This window comes from Actinoplanes sp. TBRC 11911 (genome assembly GCF_012933445.1).
GTDB lineage: Bacteria > Actinomycetota > Actinomycetes > Mycobacteriales > Micromonosporaceae > Actinoplanes.
This window is the reverse complement of record NZ_JABBNC010000049.1, coordinates 50,695-66,002: the sequence shown is the minus strand read 5'-3', so window position 1 is coordinate 66,002 and position 15,308 is coordinate 50,695. Positions and strand designations below refer to the sequence as shown.

Below are 15,308 nucleotides of genomic sequence, written 5' to 3'. Positions count from 1 at the left end.
AGCCCTGGCGGCCGAGCTGGGCATGGTGATGATCCTGCCGATGTACGAGAAAGAACAGGAAGGCGTCCTCTACAACACCGCCGCCGTCCTCGACGCCGACGGCACCTACCTCGGCAAGTACCGCAAAAACCACATCCCGCAGGTCAAAGGGTTCTGGGAGAAGTTCTACTTCCGGCCCGGCAACCTCGGCTACCCGGTGTTCGACACCGCGGTCGGCCGGATCGGCGTCTACATCTGCTACGACCGGCACTTCCCCGAAGGCTGGCGCGAACTCGGCCTGGCCGGCGCGAAAATCGTGTTCAACCCGTCCGCCACCAGCCGCGGCCTCTCGTCCTACCTGTGGCAGCTCGAACAACCCGCCAGCGCCGTCGCCAACGAATACTTCATCGGTGCCATCAACCGCGTCGGCATCGAACCCCTCGGCGATGACGACTTCTACGGCCAGTCCTACTTCGTCGACCCCGAAGGCAAGTTCGTCGGCGACGTCGGCGACACGCACAAGGCCGAACTGATCGTCCGCGACCTCGACCTGGAACTGCTCGCTGTCGTGCGCGACCGCTGGCAGTTCTACCGCGACCGCCGCCCGGAGTCCTACCAGCGGACGGTGCAGCCGTGAGCATGCTCATCACCGGCGGCACCGTCATCGGGCCAAGCGGCGCCGTCAAAAACGACGTGCTCGTCGACGGTGAGACGATCACGGCACTCTTCGCGCCCGGCCAAGGCCCGTCCGACGGCGTCCAGATCGTCGACGCGACCGGGAAGTATGTGATCCCCGGGGCGATCGACGCACACACCCACATGCAGATGCCCTTCGGCGGCACCCAGGCCAGCGACACCTTCGACACCGGCACCCGCGCCGCCGCGATCGGCGGCACCACCACCATCATCGACTTCGCCATCCAACGCCACGGCGAAGTCGTCCAAGACGGCCTCGCCGCCTGGCACGCCAAAACCGAAGGCGCCTGCCACATCGACTACGGCTTCCACATGATCCTCGGCGGCGTCGACAACGACGCCCTCAAAGCCATGGACCAGCTCGTCGCCAACGAAGGCATCACCAGCTTCAAACTATTCATGGCCTACCCCGGCGTCTTCTACTCCGACGACGGCCAAATCCTGCGCGCCATGCAACGCGCGCGCGAAAACGGCGCCATGATCATGATGCACGCCGAAAACGGGCCCGCCATCGACGTACTCGTCAAACAAGCCCTGGAACGCGGCGAAACCGACCCCATCTACCACGGCCTGACCCGCCCGCAAGAACTCGAAGCCGAAGCCACCAGCCGGGCAATCTGGCTCGCCGCGGTCGCCGCCGACTGCCCGCTCTACATCGTGCACCTCAGCGCCTCCAAAGCCCTCGAACAAGTACGGGCCGCCCGCGACCTGGGCCGCAACGTATTCGCCGAAACCTGCCCGCAATACCTGTATTTGACCCTCGAAGACCAGCTCGGCGCGCCCGGCTTCGAAGGCGCCAAATGGGTCTGCTCCACACCCCTGCGCTCCAAAAACGAACCCCACCGCGCCGACCTGTGGCAAGGCCTGCGCACCAACGACCTATCCGTGGTCTCCACCGACCACTGCCCGTTCTGCATGAAAGACCAGAAAGAGATGGGCCTCGGCGACTTCTCCAAAATCCCCAACGGCATCGGCAGCGTCGAACACCGCGTCGACCTGCTCTACCAAGGCGTCGTCGACGGCAAACTATCCCTGAACCGCTGGGTCGAGACCATCGCAACCACCCCAGCCCGCATGTTCGGCCTCTACCCCCGCAAAGGCATCATCGCACCCGGCAGCGACGCCGACATCGTCCTCTACGACCCCAACGGGCGCACCCGCATCAGCGTCGAGACCCACCACATGAACATGGACTACTCCGCCTGGGAAGGGTGGGAGATCGACGGCAAGGTCGACACCGTCATCTCCCGCGGCGAAATCATCAGCACCGGCGGCCAATACACCGGACGCGCGGGCCGCGGGAAGTACCTCCGCCGCGGCCTCTCCGACTATCTGCTGTAAAAAGAGCACCGCGCAAATCCGCCTGAGCGCCGGGTAATTACGCCCAATTTTGCATCGATTATCGTGTTCATGCTCACACGCGACGCTATGAATTAGGCTTCCACGACAACGTTTCCGGGACGTGCAGAGTGATTACGTTTCCGACGACGAGGTGGAGCAGCTCGGGCCCAGGTGCTTCATTCCGACTGTCGTACGAGCCGAAGCGGGTTGCCGCGTACGGTGTACGGACCAGGACATCAGCAGCGTGTTCGGGCTGATGAGGCTGTCGACGACACGTCCTTTTCACATCGTTCGCACGGCACGGCTCGCCGCCAAGACCAGCGGCGACGACATGATCGGGCTGTCCATCGGTGTCACCGGGAATTTCCGCGTACGCCAGGACGGAAGGCTCAACGCCCTGACCGACGGAGGCACCGTATTCCATCAGGCGCGCAGTCAATGGGAACTGGTTACCGGACAAGACACGGAAATTCAGATCATCAAGTTTTCCCGGTATTTGCTTCCGCCCGGGGCTAGAGGTGTCAGCGACGACAGCGCGCTGGCGCTACAGGCTCATTCAGCGGCCGTCAATCTCTTTGCCCGTTATGTCGATCAGCTGGACAGGTCGGCGGCCGACCTGACCGCTCTGCAGCGGGCCGACGCCGGCCAAGCGGCGATTACATTGCTGGTCATGGCATTGCGGGGCCCCCATGCCGCCGCACCGGACGGCTCCGATGTCGTGCTCCTCGACTTGGTGAAGCGGTACGTGCGCGAACACGTCACCGAACCGTTCTCCCTCGAGGACCTTGCCCGAATACACCATGTTTCGATGCGACAGCTCTACCGCCTTTTCGAGGGCATCGATGTGACGCCCGCGGCATACGTTCGCCGGCAACGACTCCAGGCGGGTCGGGACATGCTGGTCGACCCCAGGCACATCGGGATGTCCATCGGACGCGTCGCAGCGATGGCGGGATTCTCTCAGGTCCGGACCTTCAACCGCGCCTTCCTCCGGGAATTCGGGACGACGCCGAGCGACTGGCGGCACGACCCTGGCGCGGATCCGTTTACCCGAGGTGCTCGGCCAGGACTGCCAGGTGGGTCGCACTAGCCTCGGCATGGCGCTCGCGGCCCGCGTCGGTGAGTTCGACATACACCCGTCGGCGGTCGTCCGGGTGCAGGCTGCGCTCCACAAAACCCCGCTCTTGCAAGCGCGCCACCGCGCGGGATACGGCGCTTTCGCTGACGTGGTGACTGACCAGCTGCCGCATATGGCAGCTGCCGGGCTCTCGCAACCTGAGGCGATCGAGGATGTCGAAGTCACTCAGCGACAATCCGTGCAGCTTGTGCAGCTGCCACTCCAGGTGAGAGACGACCTCGTCGTGCCGGAACCGCAGTTCGTACCAGCGCTCGACGAGAACCATCCCTCTTTCCTGCGATGGTCCGGCAGGAACTGACTCCCCGCATCGCTTTCGCGTCATCACGTACGAGTCCGTTACGAAAAGTCCTCGTCGAGGAATCCGGCTACCATCTCGTTGAAGCCATCGGGGTTCTCCCAGAACATCAGGTGGCTTCCCTTTTCGTCCTTCGTGAACACCCGGCTGCGGGCGCCCGGGATGAGTGCCGCCACCGCGGGAGCGACCTCGGGTGCCTGGTGGCTCAATTCTCCACCGACGACCAGCGTCGGCACCGTGATCCGCGGAAGCACGTCGCGCCAGTCGCTGTACGCATAGTCCAAAAGGAGCGAGGCGGCGTGCGGCCCGTAAAAGCTGAGGTTCTCGCGAAGCAACCAGTCCACGTCTCGGGGGTCGAGATCCGCGGTATGCATCAGCCGGAGAAGGCCCCGCGCCACCTCCTCCCTGCCCTCACCACGCAGTCCGGTAACGAGCTCGGCGGTCACCTCCGGGGTGAGGAATCCGCCCAGCCTCAGTGCCTCGTCCGCGGGCACGATCGCGGTCCCTCCGACGGGACCCTCGTCGACAAGGATCAGCCGCCTGATCCGGTAGCCGTCATACAAGTCCCAGTAGGCCCAGACCACGGTGCTCGCCAGCGAATGGGCGAGCACTGACACGTCTCGCAGGTCAAGCGCGAGTATCAGGTCGCGGAGGTCGGCGGCAAACCGGGCGATGCGGTAGCCGTACGCGGGTTTGTCCGACACGCCATTCCCCCGGAAATCTACGGCGAGCACTCGGTGGCTTTGCGCGAAGACATCGATCTGTTTGCGGAATTCAGCAGCGGTCTGCGAGAAGCCGGGAAGAAGGATCAGCGGAGACCCGCTGCCCGCTTCTGTATAGCGGATCGACACGCCGTCGTTTGTGCGGATGGCACCAGTTTTTGACACGATTATTCCTTCCAACCGTACGGTCAAGTGAGCTTTTCTGTGGTTCGAGAAAAGCAGCACCGAGCCGCGATAACACGACATTCTCTGCACGGCTCCGTCATTTTGTGCCGGTGATCTCGTGTCAACTTGCCAATCTTGACCGGATAAGGTCGGCGGCTCGTTCGGCGATCGCCATGACCGCGGGCAGGGTGTTGCCGGACACCACGGACGGCATGACGGAGGCGTCGGCGACACGCAGTCCCTGCACGCCGAGGACCTCGAGTTTCTCGTTCACCACCGCGCCGAGCCGGCAGGTCCCGGCGTAGTGGTTGTAGCTGCGAAACGTGCTCACCGCGTACGCCGCCAAGTCGGCGCCCGCACCGGGCAGCGCTTCGCCGGAGCGCCAGCCCGCCAGCGCGGGCGCCTGACCGATCTGCTGAGCCATCTCCAGCCCCGCGGTCATCACCGGCACATCGCGACCATCTGCGTAATAGCCCGGATCGATCACCGGCCGGATCTGCGGGTCGGACGAGGCGAGACGCAACGTGCCGCGGCTGTGCGGGGCGAGCAGACAGACGGCGATGGTGTAGCCGCCGCCGGGCCCGGGACTGTCCAGGGTGGTGGCGAACAGCGGAAGGTCGCAGAACGCGATCTGCAGATCGGGCCGGTCGCCAAGTCCGCTGCTGACCAGGCCCTGGACCTCGACGTGGTTGCCCTGGCCCGGCTCGACCGGCACGGACGAGCGGTAGACGATGCCGCTGACCAGGTGGTCGTGCAGGTTGGCGCCCACCTCCGGCAGGTCGGCCACGATGGCGATGTCCATGTCGTGCAGGTGCTGGGCGGGCCCGATTCCGGACCGCATCAGCAACTGCGGCGAGCCGAAGGCACCCGCGGTCACGATCACTTCGGAGTCGGCGCGCACCTCATGGCGTACACCGGCCTGGGAAAAAATCACTCCGGTGCAGCGTCCGCCGGTCACCGTCAAGGAATGCGCGAGAGCGTCGGTGCGGACCTCAAGATTCGGTCGTGGCTCGGTCAGGTAGGCGTCGGCTACGCTGCGCCGCCTGGCGTGCACAATGTTGCGATCCAGCCACCCGAAGCCGTCCTGCAAGCCGCCGGACGGATCGTCGGCAAAGGGATGACCGGCCTCGAGCGCCGCGGTCAGACCGGCCACGGCCAACGGGTGCGGGTTCGGCTCGGGCGTCACGGTCATCGGCCCGGACATGCCACGCACCCGCGGATCACGTCCCGGCGCGCGTTCGATGCGGCGGAGGTACGGAAGCAGATCGTCGAAGCCCCAGCCGGGTGTCGCCCACGCGTCGTAGGAACTGCGGTGGCCGCGCAGGAAGATCATCGCGTTGATCAGGCTGGAGCCACCCAGTCCGCGCCCGCTGGGGACGGCCTCCGCTCGCCCGGTGGCGGACTGCACCGTCGTGACGTCCGCCCAGTCAGCGCTGCCGCCGGTCAGTTGCGGCCACCGCGCGGGAGAACGCGCACCGGGCGGCGGCTCGGCCGGGCCGGCCTCAAGCAGCAGAACCCGAATCGCCGGGTCCTCGGACAGCCGCGCGGCGACAACGCAGCCGGCCGTCCCGCCACCGACAACCACGAAATCGTAGGAAAGCATTGAGCGCGAACCCCTCCTTGTACCGAATGGCCCCGATGGGCCGAGCGCGCCATCACTTCGGTGCCGCGACAGTGTCAACTTCGTACAACGCGCGGATCGCTGCGAGGCTAGGCGGATCCGAGCGAGGGCGTCAGACGTTTTATGCCGGGAGAGGGTTCATTTCTGCCTGCTTCAAAACGTGGCAAAAATTGCGCGGAATCGGTCTTGGATCCCGCAGAGAATGTCTTGTTGAAGCCGAAAGATGCTGCCTTGATGGATGCGTTCGCCAACCGTCATTTCGCTGATCGAGGAGTGCAAGTGGGTATTCTGGACGACAAGGTGGCCGTTGTCATCGGCGCGACGAGCGGCATCGGGGCGGCTGTCGCACGCCAATTCGTCTCGGCAGGTGCGCAGGTGGTGCTGGCCGGGCGCCGGACGGATGTCGGCGACCGTCTGGCGGCCGAGCTCGGCGATGCCGCAAGATTCCGGCGCGTCGATGCCAGTGTGGAGGATGACGTACGAGGTCTCCTCGAGGAGGCTGTGCAACAACACGGGAAGCTCGACATTCTGGTCAACAGTGCCGGCGTTCCGGGACATTGGGCCGACATCGCGGACATCGACCTTCAGGAGTTCCGGCAGGTCATGGATGTTCACTTCTACGGCGTCCTGCACGGCCTGAAGCACGCGGCACGTCAGATGATCGCGCAAGGCTCAGGCAGCATCATCAACGTCGTCAGCACCAGCGGCATTGTCGGGGGCTGGTCCGGCCCGGACTATTCGGCAGCCAAAGCGGGAGTCCTGCAGCTGACGCGCAGCGCCGCGGTCGAGCTCGGCGAGAGCGGCGTGCGCGTCAACAGCGTGACCGCGGGCGTCGTGCTCACCGGCATCTTTGGCAAAGGCGCCGGACTCGACCCTGCCGTCGCTGATCGGACGGCTAGCGGCCTGGCCGCGGTGTTTCCCGCGATGATGGGCCACTATCAGCCGGTTCAGCGTCCCATCATGCCCACCGACGTCGCCGAAGCGGTCACGTGGCTCGCCAGCGATGCGTCATCTCTTGTCAACGGGCACAGCCTCGTCGTCGACGGCGGCGTGGCAGCCGGGCGCCCCATCTCGGTGTCCCGCGGGGAACGAGCGCAACTCACGTCGCTCTTGAGCCCGAACAAGGAGTGATCCGTAGCGGGTGCGAGCAGCGAAGATCCGCTGCCCTGGGCGGCGGATCTTCGCGGTAGGCGTTACGGCAGCATGATTGACGTCAACGGACCGCCACCTCGCGCCGGACGCGCAGCGAAGCGATGCGGTTGAACAATGCGGACGGCACCCGGTCGAGACTTTCGTCAACGAGTTCCAGCCCGACGAGGCGGTCAAAAATGGCTTTCAAGCCGATCCGGCCCTCGAGCCGGGCCAGAGGCGCGCCAAGACAGTGGTGTACGCCGTAGCCGAAAGCCATATGTGCACTTTGACGAGTGATATCAAGACGCTCCGGCTCCGCGTAGTGGTCCGGGTCCCGATTCGCCGCAAGCAGGGAGACACGAACCGCCTCGCCTCGCTGGATTGTGCGGCCACCCAGCTCGAACGACTCGGTGGCGAGCGTCAGAGCTGTCGCCTGGCCGGGGCTGTCGAAACGCAGAATCTCCTCCACGGCTGATTCCAGGAGAGCCGGGTCGGCTTTCAACCGGGAAAGCTGATCGGGATGGCGCACCAGGTCGGCCACCCCGTTCGCGATCAGGCCCGCGCTGGTCTCGTGGCCGGCGGTGAACAGCAGGAACAACATCGCCAGGAGTTCGTCCTCACTCAGGCGGTCGTCACCGTCTCGTGCCCGGACCAGGTCCGAGGTGAGATCGTCGCCCGGGGTTGATCGTTTTTCGGCGAGATGGCGCCGGAGGAAGTTCAGCATTTTGTTCCCGGCATCGCCATACGTCGCCGAGTCGACGAGCATGGGTGCGGTCATCACCCGGAACCACGAGGCGAGTTCCTCCGTGTCCCGCGTGTCGATGCCGAGGATCACGCAGATGACACGGAAGGGGAACGGATAGGCGAAAGCGGGTACGAGGTCGATGATTTCGCCGCGATCGAAGACGTCACCGACGCTGCTTATCAGCTCGTCGGCGATGGCTTCGATTCGCGGAGCCAACACCGCCACCCGGCCGGAAGTGAACGCGCCGGAGACGAGCTTGCGCAGCCGTGTATGGTCCGGCGGATTCATGTTCAACATGTAGTGGTACAGAATTCCGGGCTCGGGGTGCTCCCGCAGAAAAGGCATTCCTATCTCACCGCGGGCCAGCCGTGGCTCGGTGAGCGCGATTCGTGCCTCTTCATATCCGGTGACCAGCCACGTCGGCCGTCCAGAAGGCCCCGCGACGCGGTTCACCGGACCCGCGGCCGCCAGTTCACGCAATGCGGCCAGTCGCGCCCCGTCGGGCACGGCGACGAAAGCATCATTACTGCCGAGATCTCCCATGCGCGAAACGCTAGCAATGCTCTGATTCCATGGCACTGTGATCTACCACCCGACGAGCGATGTCCGGCAGATTATGCCGCGCCGGTGCAGAAAATGTCTTGACAGAGCGCTTGGGGTTGCCGGTCTCGAATCAACGAAGGCCGAATTTGAATTGCGAGCCTTCAGCGACGTTTCAGTATCATGCGGATAATGCGAACGTTTGCGCGCTTCGTCATCGACAGCCTCGACAACTCACTTCCCATTTTCGAGCGTCTGACCGGGACGAGAGCGGTCCGGTTTCCATACCGGGAGTGGGAGGTAGGCGTCGTCGGGGACTTTCTGCTCGTGCAGATTCCCCCGGGTACGGAACCCGCATGGCTTGTCCGGGCCCTCTGTGCGGTGGATGACCTCGACGAAACGTTGCGCGCCCTGACCGAGGGGGAAGCTGAGATTCTCAGCGGCCCGAACGACGTTCCGATCGGACGCAACATCCTCGCCCGCCATCCGGACGGCCTGGTGATCGAGTATCTCCTGCCGAACGCGGACTTGACCCAGCTGTTCTTGCCTTCCCGCGTGCCAGAACGCTAACCCCTGCTTGCACCGGCCCCGGACTCCACCACCTGGAACACCGGCCTCGGCGTGGTTGAGGGCGCCGCGCTGAGAGTATTGGGGCGATGACACCCGAGGAAGCCGTGGACGCGATGGCCGAGCGCCTTGCCGCCATCGATTACCAGCGGCACGGCGACAAGGCATGGTCGAAGGCGGCGCTGGTGCGCGAGTATTTGCGCCGGGCCGCCCGCTGGGCCGACGCGTACGGCTGCGACACGACGACTCCGTTCTTCGACATCGCAGCGTGCGTTGACCCGGGTGTCCGAGCCGACCAGGCGGTCGTGGACAACGTGGTGAACGGCATTCCGCGGCGCACGCCGAACGCGATGACCCGCCTGGCGCCGTTCGTTCTGCATTGGTCCGCGCTCCGCGAAACGCCGGGCGTCGAGCTCCGCGAGGACTTGGCGGATCCGTTCTCCCCGCTGATCCTGGCGTTCGAGCGGGACGGCGGCTTTCACATCGAGAAGGGCGAGATCAACCTCGAGTACGTGACGCTGTTCCTGCGCAACTGGCGGGCCAGGGCCGGCGACCCGCCGATGGAGAGCTTCACCCCCGACGCCCTGGACGAGATCGATCGTGCGGGTTCGATGGCCCAGTTCGGCTATGTCATGGGTCCGGACGGCGAGCCGGTGAGCTGAGGCTGATTCCGCCGCTGATCAGTAGCCGGTGCCGGTGCTGGCGCGCTTGCGGTCGTGCGGGTGCAGGCCGCCCTTTTCGCTCAGGACCTTGCAGGCCGCCGTGATGTCGTCGGCCAGGGTTTCCACGAGGGTGTGGCCGAGGGTCAGCTTCACCAGCGCGCGCATGACCTTGATGTGGTCGGCGTTGGGCGGCAGGGTGTAAGCCGGGACCATCCAGCCTCGCTCGGCGGCCAGCTGGGACGCCACGTCGAACTCGTCGAAGTTGTGGTCGCCCACGAGCTGGAAGGCCACCAGGGGCAGCTGCTCCTCCTTCTCCGAGCCGATGAGCTGGAAGTCGCCGATCGCCGCGATCCGCTGCGCCAGCTGGCGTGCGTTGGCCTGCATGGTCTCCATGATGTAGCGGTAACCGTCGTGGCCGAAGCGGACGAAGTTGTAGTACTGGGCCAGCACCATCGAGGCGCCGGTGGAGAAGTTCAGGGTGAAGGTGGCGTCCCGCTTGCCCAGATAGTTCTCGTAGAACACCAGGTCCTCGGCCAGGTCGCCGCGCTCGCGGAACACCAGCCAGCCGATCCCGGGGTACACCAGGCCGAACTTGTGGCCGGACACGTTGATCGACCGCACCTGCTCGAGGCGGAAGTCCCACTCCGAGTCGGGATACAGGAACGGCCAGACGAACCCGCCGCTGGCCGCGTCCACGTGGATGGGCACGTCCAGGCCACGTTGCTCCTTCAGGCGTACGAGCAAGCTGTTGATCCCGGCGATGTCGTCGGCGTGGCCGGTGAAGGTGGTGCCCAGGACCGCGGCGACGCCGATGGTGTTCTCGTCGACGTGCGGCTCCACGTCCTCGGGGCCGATCACGTACTTGTCGGGCTGCAACGGGATGATGCGTGGCTCGACGTCGAAGTAGCGGCAGAACTTCTCCCAGACCACGTGCACGTCGCCGCCGAACACCAGGTTCGGGCGGGTGGTGTCCTTGCCGGCCGCCTCTCGCCGGGCACGCCATTTCCACTTCAGCGACAGCGCACCGAGCATGATCGCCTCGGACGAGCCCTGGGTACGCGTCCCGGTCGTCTCGCCCGGGGCGTGGTAGAGGCTGGCGAGCATCCGGATGCAGCGCTGCTCGATCTCCGCGGTCTGCGGATACTCGGCGTGGTCGATGTAGTTGCGGTGCAGGTTCTCGGCGATGATGCGTTGCGCCTCCGGCTCCATCCAGGTGGTCACGAAGGTGGCCAGGTTCCGCATCGGGATGCCGTCGAGCACGAGCTCCTCACCGACCAGGCGCATCGCGTCGACGGCCCGCATGCCGTGGGCGGGCAGCCGATGGTCGGGGGCCGGCTCGAGGAGGAACCGGTTGCCGTACTCGCGGGCCAGGGCATCGAGATCGCTCAGTACCGGACTTCCGTGCTCTGCGGTTGACATGGGTCGGACCTCCCTGGAAGTGACCTTGCCGAGTTCACTTCGCCGACCGCCCCGGCACATCACCTCAACGGGATGAAATCACGACGCGGCCCTGATGAGCGGCGCGTCGCGGGAGAGCTCGCGGAACCCCAGGCTGTAGTACAGGCCGCGCGCCCTCGGATGCCCCGGCGCGCCCAGGCAGACGACCGTCGCGTGCGTGGCGCCGGCCGCGCGGGCCAGGTGCATCGCGTGCAGCATCATCGCGCTGGCCAGGCCGAGCCGGCGGTAGTCCGGGTGGGTGCCGACCGGCTCGAACTCGACGGTCTTGTTCGCCTCGTCCAGCCACATGATCGCCGAGCACGCCATCGTCCCGTCCGGCGCCTCGACCAGGACGTGCAGGTCGCCGCGATAGGCCGCGGTCTGCCGGACGCCCGCGTAGCTGTCGGCCGAGTACGTCGACGGGGCCCAGGCGGCCACGTGGGCCTGCACCGCGGCTTCCGGGCCGGCCTCGTCGGCGGTGCGGAACCGGAACCCGGGCGGCAGCCGCGGTTGCGCCACCTCGGTGAGGTCCCGCTGGTTGAGCTGGGTCCAGTCGCCGGTGTCGGCGAGCGCCCGCGGGTCGGACTCGTACCCGTGCGCCGCCCACCGGGAAAGGGCGAACTCCTCGGCCGTCGTCGGCAGCGCGGTGCGCTCGAGGCCGGCCGCCACCCCGTCGTACCACTCGATCACCTCGTCGACCAGGCCGAGGTGGCCGGGATCGATCTGATAGCTCAGCGCGGCCGGGGTGGCCGCCCGCGGCAGGAAGACCCAGCCCCACGCCACCAGGTCGCCGCCGGAGAACCACAGCCGGCGCCGCCATGTCGCGCCGTCGCGGGCGAACCCCTTTCCGAAGATCCAGGCCAATTCCCCGTACGAGGCTCCGGCGCTGATCAGATCCGGACGGATCGCGGTGACGCGCTGGGCGAGCCCCTGCATGAGCGGGATGTCCGCGGCGGTAACCATCATCGGGAACCTTCCTTGCGGTAGACCGACACGTGGGAGCGGGAATCCGCGGTGAACTCGGCGCCGGACCAGTCGGCGTGCCGCGACTCCAGCGCGAAACCGGCGAGCCGGCCCATCAGGTCGAGCTCGGCGGGCCAGATGTAGCGGTGCGGGCTGCGGGTGTGCCGGGCCTGCCGGCTGTCGTCGAAGGTGAAGTGGTGCGAGACGACCTGCTGATGCAGCGTGTCGTAGGTGTCCAGGCCGATGTATCCCGGCTCCGCGCTGAACACCGTCGCGGTCTGGCCGGGCGGGAGTTTGCGCAGCTCGGGCACCCACAGCTCGATGACGAAACGGCCGCCCGGGACGAGGTGACGGGCCGCGTTGCGGAAGCATTCCACCTGCTCGTCCTGGGTCAGCAGGTTCGAGATCGTGTTGAACACCAGATAGACGACGGAGAATTCGCCGTCCACCCGCGTGGTCGCCATGTCACCGAGCTCGACCGGTATCTGCGATTCGGTGGCCTTGGTGCGCAGGACGTCGACCATCGGGCGGGACAACTCGATCCCGGTCACCGGCACGCCCATTTCGCGAAGCGGGACGGCGACCCGCCCGGTGCCGATCGCGAATTCCAGCGCGGGTCCGCCCCCGGCCAGCGACGCCAGTGTCGTGACGGTCGGTTCCAGCACTTCCGGCGCGAACATCCCGGTGCCCGGCGAGTCGTAACGCGCGGCCGCGTCGGCGTCCCAGATCTCCTCCTGAAGCATCCCGCCAGGATTGCGGGGCGCACCGGTGCTGTCCATCGATTTCCGGGCGGCGCGGTAGCGTACCGGGAATGCGCCTTCATGTCGGATGCGCCCAGTGGACCCACAAAGCGTGGCCCTGGGATCGCCTGCAGACGTACGCGACGTGGTGCAACGCGGTCGAGGGAAACACGACGTTCTATGCCACGCCGAAGCGCGAGACCGTGGCGAACTGGGCGGCGCAGACCGGCGACGATTTCCGGTTCGTGCTCAAACTACCGCGCACGATCACGCATGAGCACCGGCTGCGGGACACCGCCGTTGCGCTGCGCGAATTCCTGCGGGCCGTCGAGCCGCTCGGCGCCCGTACCGAAACGCTCTGGATTCAATTGCCCGGCAGCTTCGGCCCCGCCGACCTGCCGGTCCTCGCGCGCTTCCTGCATGGCCTGCCCACCGATTTCCGGTACGCCGTGGAGGTGCGCGACGCCGCTTTCTTCACCGCCCCGCGCGAGTTGTCGGCGGTCCTGGAATCGGCGGGCGCCGAATGGATTCCGTTCGACACCACGGAATTCTTCGCGTCGCCGCCGACCAGTGCCGCCGAACGCGACGCGTGGACGAAGAAGCCGCGCATGCCGTTGCGGATGACCGCGCTGACCGACCACCCGATCGTGCGTTACCTGGGCCGCGACGACGATTCCCGGACCGTTGCGGGCTGGCAGCGGTGGGTGACTCAGGTGGCGGAATGGTTGCGGGAGGGCCGCTCCCCCACGGTCTTCATCCACACCCCGGACAACGTCGCGGCCCCGGAACTGGCCCGCCGCTTCCACGCCGCGGTCCGCGCTCTCGTGCCGTCGCTGCCCGCCCTGGGCGAGCCCGAGCAGTCCGGCCCGGCGACTCTCTTCTGAGACATCAATCGAATTATTTCCCTGGAGCAGTGGCGGCAGCCGGTCGTTTCATCGATGACCACCCGCACTTAAAGATCAGACGTTTGTTTCCTTCGCGTTAGCCCGCTCCTCATCGGAGAGTGCGGCTCCCGTTTGCGTGCCGCGCGAAGCGTTCCGGAAGTCCAGGAAAGAAAGGACTTCCGATGTCCGGATTGACCCGCCGTCGCCTCCTCGGCACGGCCGCGGCCGGCAGCGCGATCGGCGCCGCCGCCAGCATTCTTCCGAGCAACGTCCAGGCCGCGCTGGCGAACCCGCCCAAGCGCCGCGGCAGCATGCGCGACATCAAGCACGTCGTCATGCTGATGCAGGAGAACCGCAGCTTCGACCACTACTTCGGCACGCTCAGCGGGGTGCGCGGCTTCGGTGACCCGCACGCCGCCAAGCTGCCGAACGGCAAGAGCGTGTTCCACCAGCCCGACCCGGCCGGCGCCGGCGAGCTGCTGCCGTTCCACCTCGACACCCGCACCACGAACGCGCAGGCGCTGCCGTCCACCGACCACGGCTGGGTGCCGCAGCACAGCTCGTGGAACAACGGCAAGATGGACAACTGGCTGCCCGCGCACCGGCTCGCCGACGGCGACGACGTCGGGCCGTACGTGATGGGCTATCTGACCCGCGAGGACATCCCGTTCCAGTACGCCTTGGCGGACGCGTTCACGATCCTCGACGCGTACCACTGCTCGGTCCTCGGGCCCACCGGGCCGAACCGGCACATGTGGATGGCCGGCACGATCGACCCGAACGGCGTGGCCGGCGGTCCGTCGCTGACCACGAGCGCGCCGAACGGGCAGTACAGCTTCAAGACGTACCCGGAGCGCCTCACCGAGGCCGGCGTGAGCTGGCAGATCTACCACGAGGAGGGCGGCACCACCGGGCTGGCCGCGATCCAGCACATCAAGCAGTACAACGACGCCAAGCCGGGCGACGACCTGTACGAGAAGGCGATGAAGCCGCGTCCGGCCGGTCAGTTCGAGTACGACGTGATGACCGGCAACCTGCCCACGGTGAGCTGGATCCTGCCGCCGTCCAACATGGACGAGCACCCGGCGAACACGCCCGCGTCCGGCGCGGCGTACGTGGCCGGCAAGCTCGACGCGCTGGCGGCGAACCCGGAGATCTGGAACAGCACGGTCTTCATCCTGTCCTACGACGAGAACGACGGCCTGTTCGACCACGTCGTGCCGCCGACGCCGCCGCGCGGCACCAAGGACGAGTTCGTCACCAAGACCTCGGTGACCGGTGAGGTGGGCGGTGGCCTGCCGACCGGGCTGGGCTTCCGGGTGCCGTGCATCGTCGTGTCGCCGTGGACCGCGGGTGGCTGGGTGAGCTCGGAGATCTCCGACCACACCTCGCAGCTGCGCTTCCTGGAGCGTCTGACCGGCGTCAAGGAGCCGAACATCACCGACTGGCGCCGCCGCACGGTGGGCGACCTGACGTCGGCGTTCCGGTTCGACGACGGGATCGACGAGCCGCCGGTGCTGCCCGACACGCAGGGTCAGCTCAACCTGGCCAAGTACGAGGTGGCGCACCTGCCGGCACCCGCGGTGCCGACGACGAACCAGCATGTGCCGTCGCAGGAGAAGGGCCACCGCCCGCACGTCGACTGACACCCGGCCGGAGAGACCTGGCGGTTCTCCGACCCG

15 protein-coding genes are annotated in these 15,308 nt (G+C 66.6%); 8 read left to right on the top strand and 7 right to left on the bottom strand.

From position 1 onward, the window contains the following. From HH310_RS40130 to HH310_RS40120, 3 genes are all read left to right on the top strand, one after another. Positions 1-616, top strand: a 616-nt coding sequence (locus HH310_RS40130; protein WP_169181001.1) for a nitrilase-related carbon-nitrogen hydrolase, incomplete at its 5' end; no start/stop codon positions are given. A 2-nt stretch (positions 617-618) separates the two neighbouring features. Then, positions 619-2,016 carry a dihydropyrimidinase gene (gene hydA / locus HH310_RS40125; protein WP_211193243.1) on the top strand — a complete coding sequence of 466 codons (1,398 nt, stop codon included), beginning with the start codon at positions 619-621 and terminating at the stop codon, positions 2,014-2,016. A 244-nt stretch (positions 2,017-2,260) separates the two neighbouring features. Beyond that, complete coding sequence (locus HH310_RS40120; protein WP_312034640.1) at positions 2,261-3,106, top strand: AraC family transcriptional regulator; 846 nt, start codon at positions 2,261-2,263, stop codon at positions 3,104-3,106. Here the strand turns inward: HH310_RS40120 and HH310_RS40115 are convergent. The 3 genes from HH310_RS40115 to HH310_RS40105 form a co-directional block, all read right to left on the bottom strand. Further along, positions 3,063-3,419, bottom strand: a complete 357-nt coding sequence (locus HH310_RS40115; protein ID WP_169180998.1) for a MarR family winged helix-turn-helix transcriptional regulator — start codon at positions 3,417-3,419, stop codon at positions 3,063-3,065. The two genes, HH310_RS40120 and HH310_RS40115, sit on opposite strands and share 44 nt — an antisense overlap. Positions 3,420-3,490: 71 nt before the next feature. Next, a complete protein-coding gene (locus HH310_RS40110) occupies positions 3,491-4,336 on the bottom strand; it encodes an alpha/beta fold hydrolase (RefSeq protein WP_169180997.1) in 846 nt (281 codons plus the stop codon). Between the two features lie 121 nt (positions 4,337-4,457). Beyond that, positions 4,458-5,939 (bottom strand): GMC family oxidoreductase, encoded by a 1,482-nt coding sequence (locus HH310_RS40105; RefSeq protein WP_169180996.1) that lies wholly within the window; start codon positions 5,937-5,939, stop codon positions 4,458-4,460. Between the two features lie 252 nt (positions 5,940-6,191). On the opposite strand from HH310_RS40105, the gene HH310_RS40100 reads away from it, so the two are divergent. Beyond that, positions 6,192-7,088, top strand: coding sequence for an SDR family NAD(P)-dependent oxidoreductase (locus HH310_RS40100; RefSeq protein ID WP_211193239.1), 897 nt, complete (start codon positions 6,192-6,194; stop codon positions 7,086-7,088). Positions 7,089-7,170: 82 nt separating this feature from the next. On the opposite strand, the gene HH310_RS40095 is transcribed toward HH310_RS40100, so the two are convergent. After that, positions 7,171-8,376 (bottom strand): cytochrome P450, encoded by a 1,206-nt coding sequence (locus HH310_RS40095; protein WP_169180995.1) that lies wholly within the window; start codon positions 8,374-8,376, stop codon positions 7,171-7,173. Positions 8,377-8,565: 189 nt separating this feature from the next. Between HH310_RS40095 and HH310_RS40090 the strand changes: the two genes are divergently transcribed. Both HH310_RS40090 and HH310_RS40085 read left to right on the top strand, forming a co-directional pair. Further along, positions 8,566-8,943, top strand: a complete 378-nt coding sequence (locus HH310_RS40090; RefSeq protein ID WP_211193238.1) for a VOC family protein — start codon at positions 8,566-8,568, stop codon at positions 8,941-8,943. A gap of 86 nt (positions 8,944-9,029) precedes the next feature. After that, positions 9,030-9,602, top strand: coding sequence for a hypothetical protein (locus HH310_RS40085; protein ID WP_169180993.1), 573 nt, complete (start codon positions 9,030-9,032; stop codon positions 9,600-9,602). An 18-nt stretch (positions 9,603-9,620) separates the two neighbouring features. Here HH310_RS40085 and HH310_RS40080 read toward each other — a convergent pair whose 3' ends face one another. The 3 genes from HH310_RS40080 to HH310_RS40070 all read right to left on the bottom strand — a co-directional run bounded on the left by HH310_RS40080 (position 9,621) and on the right by HH310_RS40070 (position 12,745). Next, the gene (locus HH310_RS40080; protein WP_169180992.1) at positions 9,621-11,021 is read right to left on the bottom strand and encodes a glutamate decarboxylase; all 1,401 of its coding nucleotides are present in this window, start codon (positions 11,019-11,021) and stop codon (positions 9,621-9,623) included. 78 nt (positions 11,022-11,099) lie between these two features. Continuing rightward, entirely contained in the window at positions 11,100-12,005 is a 906-nt protein-coding gene (locus HH310_RS40075; RefSeq protein WP_169180991.1) for a GNAT family N-acetyltransferase, read from the bottom strand. After that, on the bottom strand, positions 12,002-12,745 hold the full coding sequence (locus tag HH310_RS40070) for a class I SAM-dependent methyltransferase (RefSeq protein WP_169180990.1): 744 nt from the start codon (positions 12,743-12,745) through the stop codon (positions 12,002-12,004). The genes HH310_RS40075 and HH310_RS40070 overlap by 4 nt, the downstream gene beginning before the upstream one ends. A 68-nt stretch (positions 12,746-12,813) precedes the next feature. Here HH310_RS40070 and HH310_RS40065 point away from each other — a divergent pair, with 68 nt between their 5' ends. Together HH310_RS40065 and HH310_RS40060 are read left to right on the top strand one after the other, a co-directional pair. After that, positions 12,814-13,626: a DUF72 domain-containing protein gene (locus HH310_RS40065; RefSeq protein WP_169180989.1), complete on the top strand. Its 813-nt coding sequence runs from the start codon at positions 12,814-12,816 to the stop codon at positions 13,624-13,626. Between the two features lie 182 nt (positions 13,627-13,808). After that, positions 13,809-15,272 (top strand): alkaline phosphatase family protein, encoded by a 1,464-nt coding sequence (locus HH310_RS40060; protein ID WP_169180988.1) that lies wholly within the window; start codon positions 13,809-13,811, stop codon positions 15,270-15,272. Positions 15,273-15,308: the final 36 nt, after the last annotated feature.

Coding starts and splice junctions, on each gene's coding strand:
- hydA (WP_211193243.1), top strand. CDS start 619: ATGCTCATCACCGGCGGCACCGTCATCGGGCCAAGCGGCGCCGTCAAA.
- HH310_RS40115 (WP_169180998.1), bottom strand. CDS start 3,419: ATGGTTCTCGTCGAGCGCTGGTACGAACTGCGGTTCCGGCACGACGAG.
- HH310_RS40105 (WP_169180996.1), bottom strand. CDS start 5,939: ATGCTTTCCTACGATTTCGTGGTTGTCGGTGGCGGGACGGCCGGCTGC.
- HH310_RS40100 (WP_211193239.1), top strand. CDS start 6,192: ATGGATGCGTTCGCCAACCGTCATTTCGCTGATCGAGGAGTGCAAGTG.
- HH310_RS40095 (WP_169180995.1), bottom strand. CDS start 8,376: ATGGGAGATCTCGGCAGTAATGATGCTTTCGTCGCCGTGCCCGACGGG.
- HH310_RS40090 (WP_211193238.1), top strand. CDS start 8,566: ATGCGAACGTTTGCGCGCTTCGTCATCGACAGCCTCGACAACTCACTT.
- HH310_RS40085 (WP_169180993.1), top strand. CDS start 9,030: ATGACACCCGAGGAAGCCGTGGACGCGATGGCCGAGCGCCTTGCCGCC.
- HH310_RS40080 (WP_169180992.1), bottom strand. CDS start 11,021: ATGTCAACCGCAGAGCACGGAAGTCCGGTACTGAGCGATCTCGATGCC.
- HH310_RS40075 (WP_169180991.1), bottom strand. CDS start 12,005: ATGATGGTTACCGCCGCGGACATCCCGCTCATGCAGGGGCTCGCCCAG.
- HH310_RS40070 (WP_169180990.1), bottom strand. CDS start 12,745: ATGCTTCAGGAGGAGATCTGGGACGCCGACGCGGCCGCGCGTTACGAC.
- HH310_RS40065 (WP_169180989.1), top strand. CDS start 12,814: ATGCGCCTTCATGTCGGATGCGCCCAGTGGACCCACAAAGCGTGGCCC.
- HH310_RS40060 (WP_169180988.1), top strand. CDS start 13,809: ATGTCCGGATTGACCCGCCGTCGCCTCCTCGGCACGGCCGCGGCCGGC.